General features: G+C 72.5%; 13 protein-coding genes and 1 pseudogene. 10 read left to right on the top strand and 4 right to left on the bottom strand.

Annotated elements, in window-relative coordinates:
* Positions 1–12: 12 nt before the first annotated feature.
* The 5 genes and pseudogenes from ACIOGX_RS01470 to ACIOGX_RS01450 all read left to right on the top strand — a co-directional run.
* A pseudogene (locus tag ACIOGX_RS01470) lies at positions 13–10,479 on the top strand (type I polyketide synthase); the annotation flags it as partial.
* 93 nt (positions 10,480–10,572) lie between these two features.
* Complete coding sequence (locus ACIOGX_RS01465; RefSeq protein ID WP_401760140.1) at positions 10,573–11,340, top strand: thioesterase domain-containing protein; 768 nt, start codon at positions 10,573–10,575, stop codon at positions 11,338–11,340.
* Between the two features lie 58 nt (positions 11,341–11,398).
* Complete coding sequence (locus tag ACIOGX_RS01460; RefSeq protein WP_356513218.1) at positions 11,399–12,157, top strand: alpha/beta fold hydrolase; 759 nt, start codon at positions 11,399–11,401, stop codon at positions 12,155–12,157.
* A 311-nt stretch (positions 12,158–12,468) separates the two neighbouring features.
* Entirely contained in the window at positions 12,469–12,978 is a 510-nt protein-coding gene (locus tag ACIOGX_RS01455) for a DinB family protein (protein WP_401909245.1), read from the top strand.
* 39 nt (positions 12,979–13,017) lie between these two features.
* Positions 13,018–13,950 (top strand): aminoglycoside phosphotransferase family protein, encoded by a 933-nt coding sequence (locus ACIOGX_RS01450; RefSeq protein ID WP_401909242.1) that lies wholly within the window; start codon positions 13,018–13,020, stop codon positions 13,948–13,950.
* 90 nt (positions 13,951–14,040) lie between these two features.
* On the opposite strand, the gene ACIOGX_RS01445 is transcribed toward ACIOGX_RS01450, so the two are convergent.
* Positions 14,041–14,298, bottom strand: a complete 258-nt coding sequence (locus ACIOGX_RS01445) for a hypothetical protein (protein WP_401909240.1) — start codon at positions 14,296–14,298, stop codon at positions 14,041–14,043.
* Between the two features lie 501 nt (positions 14,299–14,799).
* Between ACIOGX_RS01445 and ACIOGX_RS01440 the strand changes: the two genes are divergently transcribed.
* The 5 genes from ACIOGX_RS01440 (at position 14,800) to ACIOGX_RS01420 (ending at position 21,045) form a co-directional block, all read left to right on the top strand.
* Entirely contained in the window at positions 14,800–15,681 is an 882-nt protein-coding gene (locus ACIOGX_RS01440; RefSeq protein ID WP_401909237.1) for a class I SAM-dependent methyltransferase, read from the top strand.
* Positions 15,682–15,749: 68 nt separating this feature from the next.
* Entirely contained in the window at positions 15,750–16,322 is a 573-nt protein-coding gene (locus ACIOGX_RS01435) for an AAA family ATPase (RefSeq protein ID WP_401909234.1), read from the top strand.
* Positions 16,323–16,420: 98 nt separating this feature from the next.
* Positions 16,421–17,371, top strand: a complete 951-nt coding sequence (locus ACIOGX_RS01430) for an aldo/keto reductase (protein ID WP_401909231.1) — start codon at positions 16,421–16,423, stop codon at positions 17,369–17,371.
* A 72-nt stretch (positions 17,372–17,443) separates the two neighbouring features.
* On the top strand, positions 17,444–19,261 hold the full coding sequence (locus ACIOGX_RS01425) for an ABC transporter ATP-binding protein (RefSeq protein WP_356513202.1): 1,818 nt from the start codon (positions 17,444–17,446) through the stop codon (positions 19,259–19,261).
* Positions 19,258–21,045: an ABC transporter ATP-binding protein gene (locus ACIOGX_RS01420; RefSeq protein ID WP_356513201.1), complete on the top strand. Its 1,788-nt coding sequence runs from the start codon at positions 19,258–19,260 to the stop codon at positions 21,043–21,045. Before ACIOGX_RS01425 ends, ACIOGX_RS01420 begins: the two co-directional genes overlap by 4 nt.
* 87 nt (positions 21,046–21,132) lie before the next feature.
* Here ACIOGX_RS01420 and ACIOGX_RS01415 read toward each other — a convergent pair whose 3' ends face one another.
* The 3 genes from ACIOGX_RS01415 to ACIOGX_RS01405 all read right to left on the bottom strand — a co-directional run bounded on the left by ACIOGX_RS01415 (position 21,133) and on the right by ACIOGX_RS01405 (position 25,721).
* Positions 21,133–22,638, bottom strand: a complete 1,506-nt coding sequence (locus ACIOGX_RS01415; protein WP_401909227.1) for a peptide MFS transporter — start codon at positions 22,636–22,638, stop codon at positions 21,133–21,135.
* A gap of 118 nt (positions 22,639–22,756) precedes the next feature.
* Positions 22,757–24,934, bottom strand: a complete 2,178-nt coding sequence (gene pabB, locus ACIOGX_RS01410; protein ID WP_401909224.1) for an aminodeoxychorismate synthase component I — start codon at positions 24,932–24,934, stop codon at positions 22,757–22,759.
* Positions 24,935–25,031: 97 nt separating this feature from the next.
* Positions 25,032–25,721, bottom strand: coding sequence for an SDR family oxidoreductase (locus ACIOGX_RS01405; RefSeq protein ID WP_401910493.1), 690 nt, complete (start codon positions 25,719–25,721; stop codon positions 25,032–25,034).
* Positions 25,722–25,778 lie beyond the last annotated feature (57 nt).

Genomic DNA, 25,778 nt, shown 5'->3' with positions numbered 1-25,778 from the left:
GGCCACCCCCACTTGCTCGACGTTCCCTGGAGTAGAGACGGCATGGACAACGAGGACAAGCTCCGTTATTTCCTTAAGCGGGTCACCGCTGACCTGCGCGACACGCGTCGGCGGTTGCGCGAGGTCGAGGAGGGCGAGCAGGAGCCGATCGCGATCATCGGCATGAGCTGCCGCTACCCCGGCGGCGTGCGCACCCCCGAGGACCTGTGGGAGCTGGTCGCGAACGGCCGCGACGGCGTGACGGCGTTCCCCACCGACCGGGGCTGGGGCGACGTCGAGTTGTCCGACCCCGAGGACCCCGACCGCGCGTTCCTCACGGAGGGCGGGTTCCTGCACGACGCGGCCGACTTCGACCCCGGGGTGTTCGGGATCTCGCCGCGTGAGGCACTGGCGATGGACCCGCAGCAGCGGCTGCTGCTGGAGACGTCGTGGGAGGCGTTCGAGCGGGCCGGGATCGACGCGTCGTCGCTGCGCGGCAGCAGGACCGGCGTGTTCGCCGGAGTGATGTACCACGACTACGCGTCACGGCTGCGGTCGGTGCCTGAGGAGCTGGACGGCTTCCTCGGCACCGGCAGCTTCGGCAGCGTCGCCTCCGGCCGCGTGTCGTACACGTTCGCGCTGGAGGGGCCCGCCGTCACGGTGGACACCGCCTGCTCGTCCTCCCTGGTCACCCTGCACCTGGCGGCCCAGGCACTGCGGTCGGGCGAATGCGGGCTCGCCCTCGCGGGCGGTGTCACCGTCATGCCGACCCCGAACACGTTCATCGGCTTCAGCAAGCAGCGCGGCCTCGCCGCGGACGGACGGTGCAAGTCGTTCTCCGACAGCGCCGACGGCACCGGCTGGGGCGAGGGCGCCGGAATGCTGCTGCTGGAGCGGCTGTCCGACGCCCGGCGCAACGGCCACCCCGTACTGGCGGTCGTGCGCGGTTCCGCGGTCAACCAGGACGGCGCGTCCAACGGCCTCACCGCGCCCAACGGTCCGTCGCAGCAGCGCGTGATCCGGCAGGCGCTGGACAGCGCGGGACTGACCGTGGCCCAGGTCGACGCGGTCGAGGCGCACGGCACCGGCACCACGCTCGGCGACCCGATCGAGGCGCAGGCGCTGCTGGCCACGTACGGCAAGGACCGTGCCGGCGAGCCGCTGTGGCTGGGCTCGGTGAAGTCCAACATCGGCCACACGCAGGCCGCGGCCGGTGTCGCGGGCGTCATCAAGATGGTCATGGCGATGCGGCACAGCACGCTGCCGCCGACCCTGCACGTCGGCGAGCGCTCCCGGCACGTCGACTGGTCGGCGGGCGCCGTGGAGCTGCTGACCGAGGCGCGGCCGTGGCCGGAGACCGGCCAGCCGCACAGGACGGCGGTGTCGTCGTTCGGCATCAGCGGCACCAACGCCCATGTCGTCCTCGAACAGGCCCCGGCGGAGGACGCCGACGACGAGCTGCGCGAGCCCGTCGACCCCGTCCTGGCCGACGCGGTGCCGTGGGTGCTGTCCGGCAACGACCCCGCCGCGCTGCGCGACCGCGCCGCGTCCCTCCTCTCCCACCTCGACGGCCGGGACGTGCCGCCGGTGGACACCGGCTACTCGCTCGCCGTGACCAGGACCGCGCTGGAGCACAGGGCCGCCGTCGTCGGCGCGGACCGCGCGGAGCTGCTGCGCGGGCTCGCCGCCCTGGCCGCCGGTGATGAGGCGCCGAACCTGGTGCGCGGCACGGTGGGCTCGCGCGGCAAGCTCGCGTTCCTGTTCAGCGGACAGGGCAGCCAGCGGGTGGGCATGGGCCGCGAACTGTACGGGGAGTTCCCCCTGTTCGCGCAGGCGCTGGACGAGGTCTGCGCCGGCCTGGACCCGCACCTGGACCGGCCGTTGCGTGACGTGCTCTTCGCCGAGCCCGGCACCGAGGCCGCCGCCCTGCTCGACCGGACCACCTACACGCAGCCCGCGCTGTTCGCGATCGAGGTGGCGCTGTTCCGCCTCGTCACGGCATGGGGGCTCGCCCCCCAGTTCCTCGCGGGCCACTCCATCGGGGAACTCGCGGCGGCGCACGTGTCGGGCGTGTTCTCCCTCGCCGACGCGTGCGTCCTGGTCGCCACCCGCGGCAGGCTGATGGGAGCCCTGCCCGAGGGCGGTGCGATGCTGTCGCTGCGCGCGGACGAGGAGACCGTCCGCCGCCTGGTCGCCGAACACGGCGGCACGGTGGACATCGCGGCGGTCAACGGCCCCGAGTCCACGGTGGTCGCGGGCGACGCCGACGCGGTGGCCGCGATCGACGGCGCGTGGCGGGAGCGCGGCGGGAAGACCCGGTACCTGCGGGTCAGCCACGCGTTCCACTCGCCGCACGTGGACGCCGTACTGGACGACTTCCGCGCCGTCGCCAGGACCATCACCTACGGCACGCCGGCGATCCCGATCGTGTCCACCCTGACCGGTGCCGTCCTGAGCCCGGCGCAGGCACGCGACCCGGAGCACTGGGTACGCCACGTCCGCGAGGCGGTACGGTTCCTCGACGGCGTACGGTGCCTGCGCGAGCAGGGCGTCGCGAACTTCCTGGAGCTGGGCCCCGACGCGGTACTGACCGCGATGGGCCGCGACTGCGCCGACGAGGGCGCGCTGCTGGTGGCCGGGTCACGCGCGAACCGGCCCGAGGGCTCCACGCTCACCTCGGCGGTAGCGGCGCTGCACGTGCGGGGCGTCGCCCTCGACTGGCAGGCGGTGTTCGCGGGACGCGGCGCCCGGCGCACCGACCTGCCCACGTACCCCTTCCAGCGCACCACGTACTGGCTGGACGCGGGCGCGTACGTGGGAGACATGACCTCGGCGGGCCTGCGGTCCGCCGACCACCCGCTGCTGGGCGCCGCGGTCACCCTGGCCGACGAGGAGGGCGCCCTGCTCACCGGCAGGCTCTCCCTGGCCACCCACCCGTGGCTGGCCGACCACACCGTCGGCGGTGTGGTCCTCGTACCGGGTGCCGCGTTCGTGGAACTGGCGATCAGGGCCGGCGACCAGGTCGGACTCGACCACGTCGAGGAGCTGACACTGGCGGCGCCGCTGGTCCTCCCGGCGGACGGCGCGGTATGGCTCCAGGTGTCCGTCGGGGCGCCGGACGAGTCGGGGCGCCGCGCGCTGAGCGCCTACTCGCGGGCCGACGACGCGCCCGACGACCAGCCGTGGACACGGCACGCCTTCGGCACGCTCGCGGCGGGCGAGGAGGTCCCGGCCGCCGGCGGGGACGCCTGGCCGCCCGCGGGGGCCGAACGGATCGGCATCGAGGGCCGTTACGACGACCTCGCCGCGTCGGGACTCGGCTACGGGCCCGCGTTCCGCGGCCTGCGAGCGGCGTGGCGGCGGGGCGACGACGTGTTCGTCGAGGTGGACCTGCCCGAACCGGACACCGCTGGCTCCTTCGGACTGCACCCCGCGCTGCTCGACTCCGCGCTGCACGCCATCGGGCTCGGCGGCTTCGTCGCCGACGCGGAGAAGCTCCACCTGCCGTACTCCTGGCGCGGGGTGCGGCTGCACAGCACCGGCGCGTCCGCGCTGCGGGGACGGCTGTCCCCGGCCGGCGCCTCGGGCGTCGCGATCACCCTGACCGACGACACGGGCGCCCCCGTCGCCTCGGTCGAGGCACTGTCGCTGCGGCCACTGGCGGCGGACGGGCTGGGCGGTGACTGGCTGAACTCGCTGTTCCGGGTCGACTGGACGCCCGTGCGGCCCGCCGCCCCGGCCCCGGCCCGCTGGGCGTTCCTGGGGAACGGGCTCGGTGGGACGGAGACCTCCGAGCCGGCCCGCGTGTACGCGGACCTGGCCGCGCTGGGCGAGGACGAGGTGCCGGACCTCGTGTTCGCCCCCGCGCCCTCGGCCGAGGGCCCCGCGGAGGCGACGCACCGCGCCCTGGCGCTGGTGCGGACCTGGCTCTCCGACGACCGGTTCGGCTCGGCGCGGCTGGTGTTCGTCACCAGCGGCGCGGTGGCGGCGGACCCCGACGAGGACATCTCCGACCTGGCCAACTCGCCGGTGTGGGGCCTCGTCCGCGCGGCGCAGGCCGAGCACCCCGGCCGGTTCGTCCTCATCGACGTCGACGAGCCGGCGGACTCGGTCCAGGCGCTGCTGAGCGCCGTCGCGACCGACGAGCCGCAACTGGCCGTGCGTGCCGGTGAACCGTTCGCGCCGAGGCTCGTGCGGGCCCGTCCGGCGGAATCGGAGGGCTCGGGTCCGGGCTCGGGCTTCGGCGAGGGGCCGGTGCTGGTGACCGGTGCGAGCGGGATGCTCGGTGGGCTGGTGGCGCGGCATCTGGTCGTACAGCACGGGGTGCGGCGGCTGGTGCTGGCGAGCCGGCGTGGCCAGGTGGGCGCGCTGCACGACGAGTTGACGGAGCTGGGCGCCGAGGTCGCCGTCGTCGCCTGTGACGTGGCGGACCGTGACGCGGTGGCGGCGCTGCTCGCCGAACACCCCGTGACAGCGGTCGTGCACGCGGCGGGTGTCCTGGACGACGGTGTGATCGAGTCGATGACACCGGAACGGATCGACACCGTGTTCCGGCCCAAGGTCGACGCGGCATGGAACCTGCACGAGCTGACCCGTGGACTGGACCTGTCGGCGTTCGTGCTGTTCTCGTCGGCGGCGGGCACGTTCGGCAATCCCGGCCAGGCCAACTACTCGGCGGCCAACGCGTTCCTCGACGCGCTCGCCCAGCACCGGCGCGCCGCCGGGCTGCCCGCCACGTCGCTGGCGTGGGGCCTGTGGGCGGACGCGAGCGGTATGACCGACGAACTGGCCGACACCGACCGCGGCCGCCTCTCGCGCGCCGGGGTCGCCGCCCTCTCCGCCGAGGAGGGGCTGCGGCTGCTCGACGCCTCCATCGCGCTGCCGACGGCCGTCACCGTGCCCATGCGGCTGGACCTGGCGCCGCTGCGGGCGCGCCCCGAGACCGTCCCCGCGCTGCTGCGCGCGCTGGTGCGCACGGCGCGCCCCGCGGCCGCCAAGGCCGAAGGGAGCCTCGCGGCACGGATATCGGCGCTGCCCGAGGACGAGCGGCTGCCGCTGCTGCTCGATCTCGTCCGCACCTGCGTCGCCGCCGTGCTCGGCCACGCGTCCGCCGCCGAGGTGGAACCGGAGCGGGCGTTCGGCGAGCTCGGGTTCGACTCGCTCACGGCGGTCGAGCTGCGCAACCGGCTCGACGCGGCGAGCGGCCTGCGCCTGCCCGCCACGCTGATCTTCGACTACCCGACGCCCGTGGTGCTCGCGGGCCACCTGCGCTCCACGCTGCTCGGCGACGAGGCACGGACAGCGACCATCCGCACGGCCGTCGCCGAGGACGAACCGATCGCGATCGTCGGCATGAGCTGCCGTTTCCCCGGTGGTGTCGAGTCGCCGGAGGACCTGTGGCGGCTGGTCGCCGAGGGCCGTGACGCGGTGTCCGACTTCCCGGACAACCGGGGCTGGAACGTGGACGCGCTCTACAACCCGGACCCCGGGCACTCCGGCACCAGCACCGTCCGGTGGGGCGGCTTCCTGCACGACGCCGCCGAGTTCGACCCCGCGTTCTTCGGCATGTCGCCGCGCGAGGCGCTGGCGGTCGACCCGCAGCAGCGACTGCTGCTGGAGACCTCGTGGGAGGCGCTGGAACGGGCCGGGATCGAGCCGAAAACGCTGCGGGGCAGCGCGACCGGCGTGTTCGCGGGCGTGATGTACAACGACTACGCCTCCCGCCTCCGGCGCGCTCCGGAGGGTTTCGAGGGCCAGCTCGGGTTCGGCAGCTCGGGCAGCATCGCCTCCGGCCGCGTGTCCTACGTGCTCGGTCTCGAAGGCCCCGCGATGACCGTGGACACGGCGTGCTCGTCGTCGCTCGTCGCACTGCACCTGGCGGCGCAGGCGCTGCGCTCCGGTGAGTGCTCGCTGGCGCTGGCGGGCGGTGTGACGGTGATGTCCAGCCCGGCGGCCTTCGTGGAGTTCAGCAGGCAGCGCGGCCTGGCCCCGGACGGCCGCTGCAAGGCGTTCTCCGCCGACGCGGACGGCACCGGCTGGGGTGAGGGCGTCGGCATGCTGGCGCTGGAGCGGCTGTCCGACGCGCAGCGGAACGGGCACCGGGTGCTGGCGGTCGTGCGGGGCTCGGCGGTCAACCAGGACGGTGCGTCCAACGGGCTCACGGCTCCGAACGGTCCGTCGCAGCAGCGGGTGATCCGGCAGGCGCTCGCCAGCGCGGGTCTCGCGCCGTCCGAGGTGGACGCGGTCGAGGCGCACGGCACGGGTACGACGCTGGGTGACCCGATCGAGGCGCAGGCGCTGCTGGCCACCTACGGCCAGGACCGCGACGGAGAGCCGCTGTGGCTCGGATCGCTGAAGTCGAACGTCGGCCACACCCAGGCCGCGGCCGGTGTCGCGGGCGTCATCAAGATGGTGATGGCGATGCGGCACGGCGTGCTGCCGAGGACGCTGCACGTCTCCGAACGCTCCCCGCACGTGGACTGGTCCGCGGGCGCGGTCGACGTACTGACGGAGCCCCGGCCCTGGACGGCGGCCGGCCGGCCGCGCCGGGCCGGTGTGTCGTCGTTCGGTGTGGGCGGGACGAACGCGCACACCATCATCGAGCAGGCCCCGGAAGCAGAAGAGTCCGCTCCCGCCGTGGTGTCCTCGCCGGCCGACGGCGTCGTGCCGTGGGTGCTCTCCGCGCGGAGTGCGGAGGCGTTGCGGGACCAGGCGATCCGGCTGCGGGAGCATGTCGCGGATCAGCCGGGGACCGGTGCGGTGGACGTCGGCTACGCGCTGGCGACGACCCGGCAGGCCTTCGACCACAGGGCCGTTGTCCTCGGCGACGACCGCGCGGTACTGCTGGACGGGCTCACCGCTCTGGCCGAGGGGCGGCCCTTCCACGGCCTGGTCGCGGGCTCCGTCGCCATCGGCGGTGTGGGTTTCCTGTTCTCGGGCCAGGGCTCGCAGCGGCTCGGCATGGGCCGTGAACTGGCCGCCCGTTTCCCGGTGTTCGCCGAGGCGTTGGACGCGGTGCTGGGTGAGTTCGACCCGGCGGTCCGTGAGGTGTTGTTCGGTGAGGACGCCGACGCGCTGAACGAGACGGGCGTGACGCAGCCGGCGCTGTTCGCGGTCGAGGTCGCGCTGTTCCGCCTGCTGGAGTCGTGGGGTGTGAGGCCGGATGTCCTGGCCGGGCACTCGATCGGCGAGCTGGCCGCGGCCCATGTGGCGGGCGTGTGGTCACTGGCCGACGCCGCCAAGGTGGTCTCGGCGCGCGCCGGGCTGATGCAGGCGCTGCCCAAGGGCGGTGCGATGGCCGCGATCCGGGCGACCGAGGCCGAGGTCGCCGCGGACCTGCCGGACACCGTCGGTATCGCCGCGGTCAACGGCCCGACCTCGGTGGTCATCTCCGGTGTCGCCGCCGATGTGGACGTACTGGCGGAGCTGTGGCGCGAGGGCGGCCGGAAGGCGACCGGGCTCCGCGTCAGCCACGCGTTCCACTCGCCGCTGATGGAGCCCATGCTCGACGAGTTCCGCGCGGTGCTCGAAAGCGTGTCCTACGAGGCACCCGCGATTCCCCTCGTGTCGACGCTGACCGGCGCGCGGGCCACCGCCGAGGAGCTTGCCTCTCCGGCGTACTGGGTGCGGCACGTACGGGAGTCGGTGCGGTTCGCCGACGCCGTCTCCACCCTTGTGGACGAGGGCGTGGCGACGTTCGTCGAGATCGGACCGGGCGGAACGCTGTCCGCGCTCGGCCAGGAGTCCGCGCCCGACGCGGCCTTCGTACCGGCCCTGCGCGGCGATCGCCCGGAGGAGTCCGCGCTGGTCTCCGCCGTCGCCGAGCTGGGCACGCGGGGCGTGCGGGTGGACTGGACGAAGCTGCTCCCCGGCGGGCGCCCGGTCGACCTCCCCACGTACGCGTTCCAGCGCAAGCGCTACTGGCTGGACGCGCCGCGTGACCTGCACATCGACGAAGCGGCCGGTGGTCTCGGCCTGGCGGGCGCGGACCACCCGCTGCTCGGCGCCGCCGTGGACCTCGCCGACGGGCAGGGGCTCGTGTGCACCGGCAGGCTGGGCACGGACACGCACCCGTGGCTCGCCGACCACGCCGTCGCGCAGGTGACCCTCCTGCCCGGCACGGCCTTCGCGGAACTCGCGCTCGCCGCGGGCGGCAGGCTCGGCCTGGACGAGGTGGAAGAGCTGACGCTGGCCGCCCCGCTGGTGCTGCCCGAACGAGGCGGGGTGCGACTGCGGGTGTCGGTCGGCGGCGACGACGGCTCCGGCCGCCGTACGCTGAGCGTCGACTCCCGTCCGGACGACCCGGTCGCCGACACCGACTGGACCCGGCACGCCACCGGCTTCCTCACCACCGGAGACCCCGCCCACCCGGCCGCGATCACGGAATGGCCGCCCGCCGGAGCCGAGCCCGTCGACGTCGACGGACTCTACGACGGGCTGGCGGAGGCCGGATTCGGATACGGGCCCGCCTTCCAGGGCCTCCGGGCGGCATGGCGCGGCGAGGGCGCCGTGTACGCCGAGATCGAGCTTGACGAGGCCCAGCACCGGGACGCCGCGTCGTTCGGCACCCACCCGGCGCTGCTCGACGCCGCGCTGCACGCCTGCACGCTCGGCGGCCTCGTCGAAGACGCCGGTCGCCCCCGGCTGCCGTTCTCCTGGAACGGCGTCCGGTGGCACGCGACCGGTGCCACCGCGGCGCGGGTCCGGCTCACGCCGGCCGGATCCGACGCCGTGACCCTGGAGCTGACCGACGTACAGGGGCACCCCCTGGCGACGGTCGCATCCCTTGTGCTGCGGCCGATCGCCGCAGACCAATGGGGTGCGCGCCACCGCGATTCACTGTTCCGGTTGGAGTGGGTGGCCGCACAGACCCGTGCGGCCACTCCCGCTCCGAATCGCGGTTGCGCTGTTATTGGCCCGGACGACCTGAAGGTCGGCGCGGGTCTCGCCCTGTCCGGCATCGCCGTCGAGGAACACCGCGACCTCGCGGCCCTCGCCGAGGCCGGCGTACCGGAGCTGGTGGTCATCCCGTGCGCGGAGGACGGCTCGGAGCCGGTCTCCGGCGCCCGCACCGCCGCCCTCCGCGCGCTGCGGCTGGCCCAGGAATGGCTGGCGGACGACCGGTTCCTCGACTCCCGCCTCGTCTTCGTGACCCGAGGCGCCGTCGCGACCGGGCCGGACGAGGACGTGCCCGACCTCGCCAACGCGGCGGTGTGGGGCCTGATCCGGTCGGCGCAGTCCGAGAACCCCGAGCGGTTCACGCTGGTCGACGTGGACGTGCACGACGCGTCCTGGGAGGTGCTGCCCGACATCCTCGCCGGTGCCGAGCCGCAGGCGGCGGTGCGCGCCGGTGACCTGCTGGTGCCGCGCCTCGCACCGTCCCGGCCGTCCGAGGAGGAGTCCCCGGTCGAGTTCGCACCGGACGGCACCGTCCTGGTGACCGGCGCCACCGGCACGATCGGCGGCCTCGTCACCCGGCACCTGGTGACCGGACACGGCGTCCGGCACCTGGTGCTGGCCAGCCGCCGCGGCGCCGCCGCGCCCGGCGCCGACGAGCTCCGTGCCGAACTGGCCGGCCTCGGCGCGCACGTCACACTCGCCGCCTGCGACGTCACCGACCCCGGTGCGCTGGCGGACCTGCTGGCCGCCGTGGACCCGGACCACCCGCTGACCGGCGTGGTGCACTCGGCCGGAGTGCTGGACGACGGTGTGATCGGCTCGATGACACCCGAGCGGATCGACCGGGTGTTCCGGCCGAAGGTCGACGCGGCCTGGCACCTGCACGAGCTGACCCGCGAGCTGGACCTGTCGGCGTTCGTGCTGTTCTCGTCGGCGGCGGGCACGTTCGGCAATGCCGGCCAGGCCAACTACGCCTCGGCCAACACGTTCCTCGACGCGCTCGCCCAGCACCGGCGCGCCGCCGGCCTGCCCGCCACGTCGCTGGCGTGGGGCCTGTGGGAGACGACCGGCGCGATGACCGACGGACTGGCGGGGACCGACGTGGCGCGGATGTCCCGCTCCGGTGTCACCGGCCTGACCGAGGAGCAGGGCCTCGCGCTGTTCGACCTCGGGTGCGCGGCGGCCGACCCGGTCGTGGTGCCGATGCGCCTCGACGTCGGCGCCCTGCGCGGCGCCCCCGAGGACGTGCCCGCGCTGCTGCGCGGCCTCGTCCGCCCCCGGGCCACCAGGGCGGCCGGCCCGAGCGAGGAGCGGTTGGAGCAGCGGCTGGCCGGACTGACGGAGGAGGAGCAGGAGCGGGAACTGCTGCGGGTCGTCCGCGACCAGGCGGCGGCCGTGCTCGGTTACTCGCCGGACGAACTCGACGTCTCCGGCGTCCTGACCCAGCTCGGTCTCGACTCGCTGACCGCGCTGGAACTGCGCAACCGGCTCGCGGCCGCGACCGGGCTGCGACTGCCCACCACCATCGTGTTCGACCAGCCGACCGGCCCGGATCTCGCCGGGTACCTGCGGCGCGAACTCGCTCTGGGGACCGCGGGCGCCCCCGTGGCGTCCGCCGCCCTGGCGGTCGAGGACACGTTCACCGGCTTGTACCGGCAGGCCTGCGACCTCGGACTGTACGAGGAGGGCTGGCAGATGGTGACCGCGGCCGCGCGGATACGTCCGGTGTTCGAGACACCGGACGAGGTACCCGCGCTGTCGGCGATCAGGCTGGCGACCGGGCCGGAAACCCAACTGCTGTGCTTCCCGCCGACGATGGCGCCCTCCGGGCCGCACTACTTCGCCCGGTTCGCCCCCGTGTTCGCGGGCGAGCGGGACGTGACCGTGCTGCCCCACCCCGGTTTCGCACCGGGGGAGGCGCTCCCCGCGACCAGGGAGGCCGTCGTCCGCTTTCAGGCCGAGGCCGTCAGGAGGCAGGCGGGCGACCGGCCGTTCGTGCTCCTCGGCTACTCGTCGGGCGGCTGGCTGGCCAACGCCGTGGGCGCACTGCTCGAACGGGAGGGCAGCGCACCGACGGCGGTGGTGCTGCTCGACACCTACACCGCGACCACCTCGTTCGAGGAACGGCTGGAGGCGGCGCTGAGGGTGCGCATGACCACCAGCAAGGCGTTCGAGCTGCTGACCGGCGCGCAACTGACCGGGCAGGGCGGCTACGTGCCGGTGTTCAGCGACTGGGAGCCCGAACCGCTCGACGCGCCGACGCTGTACGTGCACGCCACCTTCCCGCCGGGGGTGCCGAAGGCAGTGAAGACCGAGGACGCATGGCAGCCCACGTGGCCCTTCCCGACCGAGGACGCCGACGTTCCCGGCGACCACTTCACGATCATGGAAGACCACTCGGAGTCGACGGCGCTCGCCGTACGGGCTTGGCTGGCCGGCGGCGGGGACGACATCATTCTCTGAAGCCGCCGAAGCTTCTGAACCCTCTGAGCACGACAACGACAGCAGAACGGAAAAGAACATGACTGTTGCCGATGGCAGCGACCTCTGGCTCCGCCGGTTCCACCCCGCACCGGACGCCCCGGTCCGGCTGGTGTGCTTCCCGCACGCGGGCGGATCGGCGAGCTTCTACTTCCCCGTCTCGGCCGCGCTCAAGAGCGACAGCGACGTGGTGGCCCTCCAGTACCCCGGCCGCCAGGACAGGCGCACCGAGCCGAGTGTGGACGACATCGGCGTACTGGCCGACCAGATCGCGCCCGTGGTGGCGCCGCTGTTCGACCGGCCCGTCGTGTTCTTCGGACACAGCATGGGCGCGGTCGTCGCGTTCGAGGTCGCGCGCAGGCTCGAAGGCCTCGGCCACACGCCCGCGCTGCTCTTCGCCTCCGGCAGGCGCGCACCGTCGACGAAGCGCGTGGAGACCGTCCACCAGCGGGACGACGACGGCCTCGTCGCCGAGATGAAGGCCCTGAGCGGCACCGACGCCCAGGTGCTCGGTGACGAGGAACTGCTGCGGATGGTGCTGCCGGCCATCCGCAGCGACTACCGGGCCATCGAGACGTACGGTCCCGTGGACGGGACCGTCGACTGCCCGATCACCGCCCTGGTGGGCGACAAGGACCCGAAGGCGACGGTCGAGGAGGCCGACGTGTGGCGTGCCCACACGACAGCCGAGTTCACCCTCCAGGTGTTCCGCGGGGGCCACTTCTACCTCAGCTCGCGCGCGCCGGAGGTGCTCGCGGTGATGCGTGAGGCGCTGCGTGGCGCCGTGGCCGTCGGCTAGCAACGGGAGAAACAGGGGGCCGGACGAGGAGATCGTCCGGCCCTCCGTTGCGTTGTGTGAGGATCATGAGTGAGCGCCGACGCGTAACAGCCCCCGCCCGTCGGCCGGTTACCGCGCCGGGACCGTGCCTCCACGCACGTCGTGTCATACGCCCAGGTGTCCCAGCTGCTGAGAGCACCGGCCGACGGGCATCGGGACTGAGCATTCGCCGTGGGGGGCGTGCGGCGTCACGTCGTACGGGTGTGCGGTGACCGTGGCCGGGCTGGTGGATACTTGCCCCCGGACACAGGCACGGACGAGGAGCACGGCCGATGAGCAGCGACCATCGCACAGCACCGCCCACCCGTGGCAGCGAACGCGAGACGTTGCGGGCCTTCCTCGACTACCACCGCGCGACCCTCGCCATGAAGTGCGAAGGGCTCACCGACGAGGAGTTGCGGCAGCGGTCGATGCCCCCGTCGACGCTGTCCCTCCTCGGCCTGGTACGGCACATGGCAGAGGTGGAACGCGCTTGGTTCCGCCGGGTGTTCGAGGACAACGACGCGCCCATGGTCTGGTCCGACACGATCGACTTCCAGGCGGCCTACGACGCGAGCGCGTCGACCAGGGCCGAGGCGTTCACCGTCTGGGAGGCCGAGGCGGAGAACTCGCGCCGCATCGAGCGGGAGGCCGAATCCCTGGACCTGACGGGACGTCAACCGAGGTGGGAACGGGAGGTGACGCTGCGGATGGTGATGGTGCACGTGCTTCTGGAGTACGGCCGTCACAACGGGCACGCGGACTTCCTGCGCGAGGGGATCGACGGGACCGTGGGCGCCTGAAGTCCGTTGGCGCTGTTTCGCTGACGGTAGTGTGCTCGGATGATCGCGGTACCGGATACGTTCACGCAGACCACGCTCGAACGCGAGGGTGAGCCAGGAGCGGCATGGCTCGCCGAACTGCCGGGGATCGTGGACGCGTTGCTGGAACGCTGGGGATGCGTGCCGGACGGCGACATCACGCACGGGGGCGTCGGAGTCATCGTCCCGGTACGACGGCGGACCGGGGGGACCGCTGTGCTGAAGGTGTCGTTTCCGCATCCCGGCAATGTCCATGAGCCGGATGCCTTCGCCGCCTGGGGCGGCCGCGGAGCTGTTCTGCTGTATGAGCGCGACGACGTGGATTTCGCGATGCTGCTGGAGCGGGTCCACATGTCGACCCTCGCGGACGTCGAGGACGACGATGAGATCGTGACGGTCGCGGCGCGGATCAGCCGCCGACTGGCCGTTCCCGCGCCGCCCGGCCTGCCCCGGCTGCGGGAGCGGACCGGCACCTGGGAGGAGCAGCTGCGCGAGGATGCCGAGGAGCTGGCACACACGATGCCGCGCCACGTCGTGGACGCCGCCACGGCGACCGTACGTGAACTGGGCGGCATCCAGCCGGATGTCCTCATCCACGGTGATCTGCACGCCAGGAACATCTTGCGCGCCGACCGTGAGCCGTGGCTGGCCGTCGACCCGAAGGGGTACGCGGGAGACCCCGCGTACGACGGCGGCACACTGCTCACGTCACGCGCGTTGGCGCTGCTGGCAGCGGATGACCTGGACAAGGCCGCCCACCGCGTCCTGGACATCTTCGCCGAGGCCGCCGAACTCGATCGCGCGCGCGTCCAGCGCTGGGCTCAGTTCCACGCCGTCCAGGCCGCGTTCTGGGGGCGCCGGCACGGCTTCCGCATCGCCCGCGGCGGATCACGATTGGACGAGCTGACCGCGTTCGCCGAACGTCTCGCCGAGTCGCTGACGGAACGCACGTAGAAGCCTGCCGCGGCGGCATCGTCCCGCCGCGGTTCGAGTGCGGGCCGCTTCCCGCTGGAGGCAGCCCGCAGCCGTGAAGCCGTCCGGAGGTCAGCCGGTGCAGCCCGGTACCGAAGGGGCGCTGCCCACGCAGTTGTTGGGGGTGTTGCCACTGATGGGGGAGGTGGTGAGGGAGAGGCTGCCGTTCTGGCGGTAGACGCCTGCGGCGGTGAGGGCCTTGTTGGCGCTGACCGGGGTACTGGTCAGCGTGGTCGCCGTGAAATTGACGGCGGCGATGCCGCCGCCCACGGCTCCGGAGGTGTTGTTCTTGACGGCGCTTCTCCACTGTCGGCGAAAACCCGAAGTCACGCACCTGTGCCTCTACGATCATGTGATGATCCATGGATGGTGCGTTGATCACTTGAGAGCGCCTTCCCTGTAGTGCCACGGTTACGGGGATTTTCCGTCTCGGCCTCATACTCGCGTTGACGCGGCGCACTGTGGACCGAGTCGGCTGGTTATCGCCATTCGACCGAAGCCGGGTCGTCCTTGTGTTATGCGCGAACTGGCGTTCCAGAGAAGTGATCTGTGACTTGACGGCCTCGAAAGCGTACGCGCACGTCCGGAAGCGCCCTGTCTTTTCTTCGGATTCCCGGCACCGATGTTCGAAGGATAAGGCGGTGAGCGTCTCGATTCGGGGCCCGAAGCGCTGTTGACCGGTGTCTGAACGATCGACATTCTGATTACGTGGAGAGGAGCGCCTGTCGCGCTCCTGCCGGGATGTACACGGAGGTGGCTCAAGCCCTCGTCGGGCCGACGGCGCCGCTCCACCTCGACATCGATTCCCGAGACCACGGAGAGGATTCACTAGTGCCGGGCACCACGTCGGACTTGAAGTCGCTCAGGGCGACGAAGTACACCTCGTCGCTCCGCCGGGCCGGCGCCGTCGAGCGACTGCGAGGCTCCGGTTTCCGCGCGGGGCTCCACCTGCTGGACCTGCTGGAGCGGGCGCGCGGCAGGCGGCACCCGCTCCTGCCGCCCCGCCGCTACCGCCGCTTCATCGGCAACGGCGACTTCCTCGAGGTCGGCCGTGAGATCACCGCCTACATGCGCGATGAACTGGGCATGAGCCCGTCCCACGACGTGCTGGACGCCGGCTGCGGAGCGGGTCGCATCGCGGTACCGCTGACGGGCGTGCTCACCGAAGGCTCCTACCTGGGCTTCGACATCGTGCCGCACGCGATCGAGTGGTGCAGCTCCGCGATCACCTCCCGCTACCCGAACTTCCGTTTCGAGCACGTCGACATCCGCCAGGAAATCTACAATCCCGAGGGCACCCTCTCCGCGTCCGGCTTCCGCTTCCCCGCGGACGACGCGGCCTTCGACATCGCCGCCCTCGTCGGGCTGATCAGTCACCTGCTGCCGGAGGAGATGGACAACTATCTGGCGGAATCCGCGAGAGTACTCCGGCCCGGGGGACAGTGTTTCGCCACCGCCTACCTGGTGGACGACAAGGTGGCCGAGAACATTTCCCGCGGCAACACCGCGTTCAGCTTCACGCACGATCACGGCGATTACTACGTACATTCGGAAGACGAACCGACGTACGCCATTGCCTATCGACTGGAGCACATTCAGGCGGTGGCGGCGCGATATGGTCTGCGCATGCGCCGGGAGCCTCAACTCGGCACCTGGGGCATTTCCATCGAACGGCCCGCTTCGATGGACCTTCTCGTCCTCGAACGCGTCTAGCGACACGTCACGCTGCCGCCGCCCCGCCTTTCGCTCGGCGGCTCACCAGAGAGGAACTCCTTCCGTTCATGACCGACAACATCACCACATCTCGCCAGGACGGAGAGAACCCCGGCGTCATCGTCATCTCGGGCATCTCCGCGGCGGGGAAATCGACCGTCGCCCAGGCACTCGCCGAGCGCTTGACCCGTTCCGTCCATGTGCGCGGTGACCTCTTCCGCCGCATGATCGTCAACGGCCAGGTGCACATGACCGCCGATCCGCCGCCGCAGGCCCTCACCCAGCTCAAGCTGCGGCACTGGCTCGCCGCCGCGTCCGCCGACGCGTACTGCCGCGCCGGATTCACGGCCATCGTCCAGGACATCCTGCTGGGTGAGCACCTGGCAGAGATCACCGAGTCCATCACCAGCCGTCCGCTGGCCGTCGTCGTGCTCGCGCCCGACCCGGACGCCGTCGCGGAGCGCGAGGAGAAGCGGGCCAAGTCGGGATACGGGCCGGACTGGCAGCCGCGTGATCTGGACAAGGTGCTGCGGGACAGCACGCCCAGGATCGGGCTCTGGCTCGACACCTCGTCGCAGACCGTCGACGAGACGGTCGACGAGATCCTGGACCGGGCCTGGACCGAGGGCGCCATCTCCTGAACGACCCGTGGGCCGGACCGGCCGGCGACGGAGGACCCCCTGCGCGTCCGGCCGGTCCGCTCTCCCGAGCGCGTTCGAGCGACCCTGAGGGAGGAACCGTGTTGCGCACCAGTCGAACAGCATCGGACGGGCAGCCGGTGGGCGTCATCGGCCTGGGCTGCATGGGCATGTCGTACGCCTACGATCCCGCCGGGCGGGACGACACCACCTCGGTCGCCGTGATCCACCGCGCCCTTGATCTCGGTGCCACCCTGATCGACACCGCCGACGTCTACGGCCCCCACACCAATGAGGAGTTGGTCGGCCGTGCGCTCGCCGGCCGCCGGGAGCGGGCGTTCCTGGCCACCAAGGTGGGCTTCGTCGCCGGTGGGACCCGGCTGCGGCGTGACGGCCGCCCCGAACACATCCGTGCCGCGATCGACGCCAGCCTGCGCCGGCTGGGCACCGACCACATCGACCTGTACCAACTGCACCGGGTCGACCCCGAGGTGCCGCTGGAGGAGACCTGGGGGGCCATGGCCGAGGTGGTGAAAGCCGGCAAAGCGCGGATGCTGGGCCTGTCGGACGTGACGCCCGGCCAGGTCCTCCGCGCCCGGACCGTGCACCCGGTGGCCTCGGTGCAGAGCGAACTCTCGCTGTGGACCAGGGACAGGGCGGCGGAACTGCTGCCGTTCACCGCCCGGGAGGGGATCACGCTCATCGCGTACTCCCCGCTCGGCCGGGGCTTCCTCGCAGGCCGGTTCGGCTCGGCCGACGACATCCCGGCCGACGATTTCCGGCGGACGATCCCACGTTTCCAGGGGGAGAACTTCGCGGCGAACCTGCCGCTCGCCGAGGGTGTGCGCGAGGTCGCCGGGCGACGTGGCCTCACCCCCGCCCAGGTCGCCCTGGCATGGGTGCTCTCCCGAGGTGAGCACGTGGTGCCGATCCCCGGTACCAAGAACCCCCGCTACCTGGCGGACAACGTCGCCGCCGCCCGCGTCCGGCTGGACCGCGCGGAACTGGCACTGCTGGACGCCCTGCCGGAACCGGCCGGAGCCCGCCAATGATCCCGTACGCGGTCGGCACGGCGCCCCACGCGTCACCGAGCCACGCGGACGCCGCACGAAAGGAACCTCTCCGTGTCCGGAACCGACAGGTCCACCCTCCGCAGAGGTCTGGGAGTCCTCTCCGTCGCCGTACGTGAGGAACCGTGGATCTTCACCGCGGCGTTGCTGGCAAGCTGCCTCTACGGCGTGGCTCCGGTCGCCACTTCCTGGGTGCTGGGCCGGATCACCGAAGGCGTGGTACTGCCCGCGTTCGACACCGGCCGGACCACCACGGCCGCGCTCGTCTCCGCCGGACTCGCCATCTTCGGGGTGGCGATGCTCCGCGTGGTCGGCGTCATCGGACGCCGGGTCGGAGCCGGCATCATGCAGTTCCGCCTCCAGGCCACGTACCGCCGCAAGGTCGTGCACCGCTATCTGCGGCTCCCTCTCTCCTGGCACCGGCGGCACCCGGCAGGGCAGTTGCTCTCCAACGTCAACTCCGACGTGGAGGCTGTGTGGTCGCCCATCGTGCCGCTGCCCACCGCGATCGGCGTGGTGGTCATGCTGCTCGCCGCCGTCGTCTCCATGACGCTGGTGGATCCGGTGCTCGCCGGGGTGAGCTTGCTGGTCTTTCCCGCGATCGGTCTGCTGAACGTGTTCTACCAGCGCAGACTGTCGCCCCTGGCGGCACGCGCGCAGAGCCTGCGGGCCGAGGTCAGCGATATCGCGCACGAGAGCTTCGACGGCGCCGTCGTCGTCAAGACGCTCGGTCTGGAGGCCCACGAGACACAGCGGATGACCGTCGCCGCGGAACGGCTGCGCGATGCCAACGTCGAGGTGGGCAGGACCCGTGGCCGCTTCGACCCGGTGCTCGACGCCCTGCCCAACCTCGGCATCCTCACCGTGCTCGCCGTGGGTACGGTGCGGTTGGCGGCCGGGGTGATCACCGTGGGCGAACTCGTACAGGTGTCCTACCTCTTCACGATGATCGCCTTCCCGGTGAGGGCGTTCGGCTGGGTGCTGGCCGAACTGCCCCGCAGTTCCGTGGGCTGGTCACGGGTACGGCACGTCCTGGACGCCGTGGGCGAGCAGCCCATGGGCGAGCTGCGGCTCTCGGACGCCGGTCCCATCAGCCTGGACACGCGCGGCGTGAGCTACGCCTACGACGGCGGCAACGTGCTGCACGACGTGACCCTTCAGGTCGGTTCCGGACGCACCGTGGCCGTGGTCGGCCCGACCGGGTCCGGCAAGTCGACGCTGGCGGCGCTCATGGTGCGGCTCGTCGACCCGCACGAGGGCGATGTCCTGATGGACGGCAAGGACGCCCGTGAGATGCGGTCCGGTGAGGTGTCCTCGGCCGTGGCGTTCGTGCCGCAGGAGGCCCTGCTCTTCGACGACACGGTGCGCGGCAATGTGCTGCTCGGCCTGGAGGTTCCGGACGAGCGGGTATGGGAGGCGCTGGAGACGGTGCACGTCGCCGATGTCGTGCGGTCGCTGCCGCAGGGGCTGGACACCCGGGTCGGCGAACGGGGCGCCACGCTCTCCGGCGGCCAGCGCCAGCGTGTCGCCCTGGCCCGTGCCCTGGTGCGCAGGCCGCGGCTGCTGGTCCTCGACGACGCGACGTCAAGCATCGATCCGCAGGTCGAAAGCCTGATCCTCGGGCGCCTGCGGGAGGCGCGGGTGCCGTCCACGCTAGTCCTGGTCGCCTACCGGCAGGCCACCATCGCGCTCGCCGACCACGTGGTCTACATCGAGCGCGGACGCGTCCTGGACAGCGGAACGCCCGACGAGTTGCTGGCCCGCAGCGCCGGCTACCGGGCGCTGGTCACCGCCTACGAGCGCGAGGAGCAACAGTCGGCCGGTCAGGAATGCTCCGGTGGCGCGAGGACGGAGAAGGAGCGGACGGCATGAGCCGGATCGACGCGGAGGACAGGACCGCCACGGCCACGTTCCGGCGGGCGCTCCAGGTCTCCCCGGGGCTGCGGGAGGGGCTCCTCGTCGTGGCGGGGCTGGCCCTCCTCGCCGCGATGGGGCGGGTGGTGGTCCCGATCGCCGTCCAGATCACGCTGGACGAGGGGCTCCAGGCGGCCGGGGAACCGCGTACCGGCTTCGTCCTGACGACGGTGGCCGTGTGCGCGGTGGCGGTGATGTTCACGGCCTGGGTGACGTACCGGATGAACTACCGCCTCTACCGCAGCACCGAGGCGGGGCTCTCGACGCTGCGCGTCAAGGCGTTCCGGCGGGTCCACGACCTGTCGGCCCCCGCTCTCAGTGGTGAGCGGCGCGGCGACCTGGTGGCGCGGGTCACCGCTGATGTCGACCAGTTCAGCATCTTCCTCCAGTTCGGCGGGATGCTGCTGGTGAGCCTGTGCCAGCTGGTGGTGGGCAGCGCGGTGATGTTCGCCTACTCGTGGGGCCTGACGCTGATGGTGTGGGCGGTCTTCGCGCCCCTGCTGCTGGCGTCGCCGCCGATGCAGCGCAGGCTCTCGCGGCACTACGGGCGGGTGCGGGCACGGGCGGGCGACATGCTCGCCGCGACGGGGGAGGCGGTGGTCGGGATCGAGGTGATCCGCGCGTACGACGCCGGCGACCTGATCGGACGGCGTATCGACACGGCCGTCGAGGAGCACCGGCGGGCGCAGAGCCGCGCCCAGCGGCTGGTGGCCGTCACGCTCTCCAGCGGCGAGGTCGCGGCGGCACTGGCCATCGGGGGCGTGGTGAGTCTGGGCGTGGTGCTGGGCATTCAGGGGCATCTGACGGCCGGTGAGCTGGTGGCGTTCCTGTTCCTGGTCACGCTGTTCATCGGGCCCGCCCAGATGAGTACGGAGGTGCTGAACGAGCTCCAGAACGCGTTGGCCGGCTGGCGGCGCTCCTTGGCGGTCGTGGACGCGCCTGTCGATGTGGCCGACCCCGGGGAGGCCGGGGTGGAGCTCGAACGGGGCCCGATGGAGGTGCGGTTGGAGGATGTCGGCTACGCGTACCCGGACGGTCCGCAGGTGCTGCACGGAGTGTCGGCGTACATCGCGCCACGCACCCGAGTGGCCGTCGTGGGGGAGACCGGCTCGGGCAAGTCGACCTTCGCCAAGCTGCTGATCCGACTCGCGGACCCGTCCTCGGGCCGGGTCGCGGTGAACGGTGTGCCGCTGACGAAGGTGCGGTTCTCCTCACTGCGCCGACGAGTCGTGATGGTGCCGCAGGACGGTTTCCTGTTCGACACCACGGTCGGGGCCAACATCCGGTACGGGCGCCCCGGGGTGTCCGACGACGAGGTACGGGAGGCGCTGGCCACTCTCGGTCTGGAGAGCTGGTGCCAGGGGCTTCCGCAGGGCCTGGACACACCGGTGGGGCAGCGCGGCGAAGCGTTGTCCGCGGGCGAGCGGCAGTTGGTGGCACTGGCCCGCGCCTATCTCGCCGACCCGGATCTGCTGGTGCTGGACGAGGCCACGTCCGCGGTCGACCCCGCCACCGAGCAACGGCTCCAGCGGGCCCTGGAGAACGCCACCCGGGGCCGTACCGCCGTGTCGGTGGCGCACCGGTTGTCGACGGCACGGGCGGCGGACCGGGTGCTGGTCTTCGACCGGGGGCGGATCGTCCAGCAGGGCAGTCACGAGGAGCTGGTCGCGAGCCCCGGGCGGTACGCCGAGCTGTACGCCGCGTGGATGTCGGCGACGACGTCGGGCACCGGGACGTCCTGATCCGCCGTGCCGGCGTCGGCCGCCCCGGCCCCGGTTCCGTGCGGGCCGGGGCGCCCGGCGTTCGGCACGCCCTCTGCTGATGTGGCGTCAGGAGACCCCGCGCATCAGCCTGCTGAGGTTCGTGCGTCCGGCGGCGACCGCCCCGGCGCAGAGCAGCGCGGCGGTGCCGAGTACGGCGAAGTAGGTCGCGTCCGACCACACGGTGGTGAGCCGAACGACCTGGGAGCTGAGTGCGCCGCCCATCGCGACGGACAGGAACCACAGACTCATGATCTGGTGGGCGAAACGGGCCGGTGCCAGTCGCGTACTCACGCTCAGACCGGTGGGGCTGAGGCACATCTCGGCCATGATCTGGACGAAGAAGGCCCCCAGCAGCCACATCGGCGAGACGCGTCCGCCGTCCGCCGCGGCGAGCCCGGCTCCCGCCAAGACCAGTGTCGCCAGGCCCAGTCCGCACAGGCCGAGGGCGAACTTCGCCGCGGTGCTCGGCTGGCGGCGGCCCATACGCAGCCACAGTACGGCGAACGCCCCGGCCAGCAGGATGCTGTAGAGCGGGCCGAGGGACTGGAACCAGCTCGTGGGGAACTCCCAGCCGAACAGCGAGCGGTCGACGTGGTCGCGGGCGAACAGGCTGATCAGGGAGCCGCCCTGTTCGGCGATCATCCAGAACATGGCGGCCGCCAGGAAGATCCACACATAGGCGCGCAGCCTGCTGCGGTCCACCGGATCCAGCCCGGCCGCGCGAAACATCGTGGTGAAGTAGACGACCGGGATGACGATGGTGAGCAGCGTGATGGCCTGGATGACCCCGTCGGTGAAGGTCCGGCCGAGCAGCATACTGACGCCGAGCGCCACGCCGGCGAAGGCGAGCGCGCCGCCGCACGCGCCGAGCATGCTCCTGGTTCCGTCCGGAGTGGCGGTCCGTACCGGCCGGCGGACCGCGTCGGGCAGCCGGCCACCGCTCCTGAGACAGATGAGGAGTCCGATGAGCATGCCGGCCGCCGCGGCCCCGAACCCGGCGTGCCAGTTGACGCGCTCGCCGAGGAAGCCGGTGATCAGCGGTGCGGCGAAGGCCCCGACGCTGATGCCCATGTAGAACAGCGAGAACCCGGCGTCGCGCCGGGCCGCGCCCTTGGCGGTGTCGCTCCCGGGCCGGGTCTCGGCGTCGTACAGTCCGCCGACCATCGTGGAGATGCTGGGCTTGAGCATGCCGGTCCCGGCGGCGACGAGCAGCAGGCCGCAGCAGGTGCCGGCAGCGCCGACGGGCAGCGCCAGGACACAGTGTCCCGCCGTGATGACCGCTCCGCCCCACAGGACGGCCCGGTGCGAACCGAGGACCCGGTCGGCGAGCCAGCCGCCGGGCAGCGCCAGCAGGTTGACCAGGGCCCCGTACACACCGAAGACCGCCGCCGCCACATGCGGTGCGAGGCCGAGTCCGCCATCGCCGGGCGACGCCGCGAGGAAGAGCACCAGGATCGCCCGCATGCCGTAGAAACTGAACCGCTCCCACATCTCGATGCTCCACAGCGTGAGCAGTCCTCGTGGGTGACGTGCCCGGACCCTTCGGTCCGGGGCCGTGTCCTGTGCCTTCAATGCGTCCCCCCCCCGTGTTCGCCGGCCGGAACTCAGTCGGCCACCGGGGACTTCCGTGAGCAGGTGTCGCCGGGTTCCCCGGGGCCCGGGTGTGCTCGGTGGCGCCGGACCGCGAAGGTCACGCCCGGTACGGCGCCGGCGCCTGTGCGGGCGGATGGCCGCGGACGGCGTCCGCGGGGGACGGTTCGTCGGGCGGGTCCTCGGGGAGAAGTGCCCGCACCGGCGCTCCGGCCTTGAGCAGCATCTCCCGGTACTCCTCGGCCGGATCGGAGTCGAGCACGATGGCGCCGCCGGCTCCGACGGTCCATTGCCCGCCGGACCGGACCGCGGTCCGGATGACGATGTTGAGGTCCGCGCCACCGCCCAGGCCCAGGTATCCGATGGACCCGGAGTAGACGCCGCGCGGTGCGCCCTCCAGCCGGTCGATGATCTCCATGGTCCGCAGCTTCGGGGCACCGGTCATGGAACCGCCCGGGAAGCAGGCCCGCACGCAGCTGACGGCGTCCGCGCCGGGTCGCAGCGTGCCGCGCACGGTGGAGACGAGCTGGTGCACCGTCGCGTACGACTCCACGTGCATCAGGCGCGGCACATGGACGGTTCCGATCTCGCAGAGGCGGCCGAGGTCGTTGCGGAGCAGGTCGACGATCATCAGGTTCTCGGCCCGGGACTTGGGGTCGGTGGCGAGGGATTCCTTCAGCCGCGCGTCGGAGGCGGCGTCGGTGCCGCGCGGCGCGGTGCCCTTGATGGGCTTGCTCTCCACGACCCCGTCGGCGGTGATGCGCAGGAAGCGTTCCGGTGAGGAGCAGGCCGCCTCCATATCGCCGAACCGCAGATAGGCCGCGTAGGGGGCCGGGTTGAGGCGGCGCAGCCGGGAGTACGCGGCGACGGCGTCGCCGTCGGCCGGGACCGTGAGCGTGTTCGTCAGGCAGATCTCGTAGCTTTCCCCCGCGCGCAGTTCCTCGCGGCAGCGGCGCACGTCCGCCAGGTGCTGTTCCCGGCCCCGGGCGAGCCAGTGGTCCGGCGGGGCCGGGGCGACGGGACCCGGGGCGGTGACGCGCGCGGAGTGCGGCGGGAGCGCGGCGATACGTGAGCCGGTCTCGCGCAGCCAGCGCTCGGCGCGCCGCTGGTCGGCGCGGTCACGGCGCGACAGGCACAGGAGATAGGCCGTCCGTTGCTCGTGGTCGACAGCGACCAGCCGGTCGGCGAAGATCCACCCGGCGTCGTCGGCGGTGGACGGCCGGGCGAGCGGTGATCCGCAGTCGGCGCGCAGTTCGTAGCCGAAGTAGCCGACATAGCCGCAGGCGAAGTCGAAGGGGAGTCCGGAGACCTCGGTCCGGCGGCGGGTGAGCTGGTCGCGCAGGTGGTCGAAGACGGTGCCCGCGACCTCGGTCACGGTGCCGTCGGCCGCGGTCACCTCGACGTGGCCGGAGCCCGCCCGGTAGCGCACGGTCTCGGCCAGGGGCCCGGAGGCGTCGCCGAGGAAGGAGAAGCGCGAGAGACCCGGTTCCACGCGCGAGCTGTCCAGCCAGAAGGCGTGCCGTGAGTCGGCGAACAGGGTGCGGAAGACCTTCTCGGTGTCCGGTTCCGTCCCCAGCCGGCGTACGTGCAGCCGGTACGGCCCGCCGCCTCGCCGGGCGCCGTCTCCCTGGTCCGTGCTCCCCGCCGGGCCGGGCGCCGGGCGCCGGGTGCGGCGCGCCCCGGACGCGGACGCGCCGCGGTGGGCGAGGGCCAGGCGCGCGTAGTTGGCGATCAGTTCCGCGCCGAACTCGGTGCAGACGGACTCCGGGTGGAACTGCACGCCCCACTGGGGCAGGGTGCGGTGGCGCAGTGCCATCACCACGCCGTCCTCGGCCCACGCGGTCGCTTCCAGGGCGGCGGGAAGGGGTTCGGGTACGGCCAGCGAGTGGTAGCGGACCCCGGTGAAGTTCTGCGGGATTCCCGCGAAGAGGTCCTCGCCCCGGTGGCGTACCGGGCTCAGGTGTCCGTGCCGGGGCATCGGCGCCCGGTGTACGCGGGCACCGGCGGCCAGCGCGATGCCCTGGTGCCCCAGGCACACCCCGAGGGTGGGGAGCCCGAAGCCGGACAGCAGGCCGGCGGCCGGTCCGAGGTCACGGGGACGGCCGGGGTGCCCCGGTCCGGGCGATATCACCAGGCCGTCGAAGGCGTCGGGGTTCACCTGCCGCAGCGCCGGGTCGTCGTTGCGCAGGACCACGGGCTCCACACCGGTCGTCCGGGCGATGAGCTGGTAGAGGTTGTAGCTGTACGAATCGTAGTTGTCCACGAGCAGCGTCCGCATGAGGGCTCCTGGTGCGGTTCGAACGGCGACGGCGGGGCGGGCCCGCGAACGGAAGACGGCCGGGGCGGGGGCGGTGCCCGGTGGCCCGTGCCGGGCGTCAGTGGCCCATGGCCAGCCCCCCGTCCGCCGGGACCACGGCTCCGGTGACGTAACTCGCCGCCTCCGACGTGAGGAAGGCCACCACGGCGGCGATCTCCTCGGGGCGTGCCGCCCGGTTCAGCGGGGTGCCGGCGAGGATGCCGTCCCGCCGCCGGGCGGCCAGGCCGGAGGTGAGCCGGGTGTCCACGAAGCCGGGGAGCACCACATTGCAGGTCACTCCGTCCGGGCCGAGCTCGCGGGCGACGCTGCGGGCCAGTCCGGTCAGGCCCGCCTTGGAGGCCGCGTAGGAGACCTGCCCGGCCGTACCGAGTGCGGCGGCGACGGAGGAGATCAGAACGACCCGGCCCCAGCCCCCGCGGACCATCGAGGGCGCGGCCCGGCGCACGGCACGCCAGGATCCGGTGAGGTTGGTGTCGACGACGCGCCGGAAGGACGCTTCATCGGTCCGCAGGAGCAGGCCGTCCTCGCGGATGCCGACCCCCGAGATCAGGATCTGCACGGGGCCCTGCGTTTCCTCGGCGCGGGTGAACGCCGCGTCGATCTGCCGGGGGTCGGACACGTCGCAGCGCACGGCCGCGAAGCCGTCGGGCCCCTCGCCGCCGCGCGAGGCGACGGTCACCCGATGTCCCCGGGCGGCGAGGGCGTGTGCGGTGGCCAGGCCGATGCCCCGGCTGCCGCCGAACACCAGGGCGGAGCGCGTGGCGCCTTCGTCCCGGGGGACCGGCGCCCCTCGGGTGTCCTCGGC

This window comes from Streptomyces sp. NPDC088147 (assembly GCF_044741565.1).
Classification (GTDB): Bacteria; Actinomycetota; Actinomycetes; order Streptomycetales; family Streptomycetaceae; genus Streptomyces.
The sequence above is the reverse complement of the archived record's forward strand: the minus strand, read 5'-3'. Positions and strand labels throughout refer to the sequence as shown.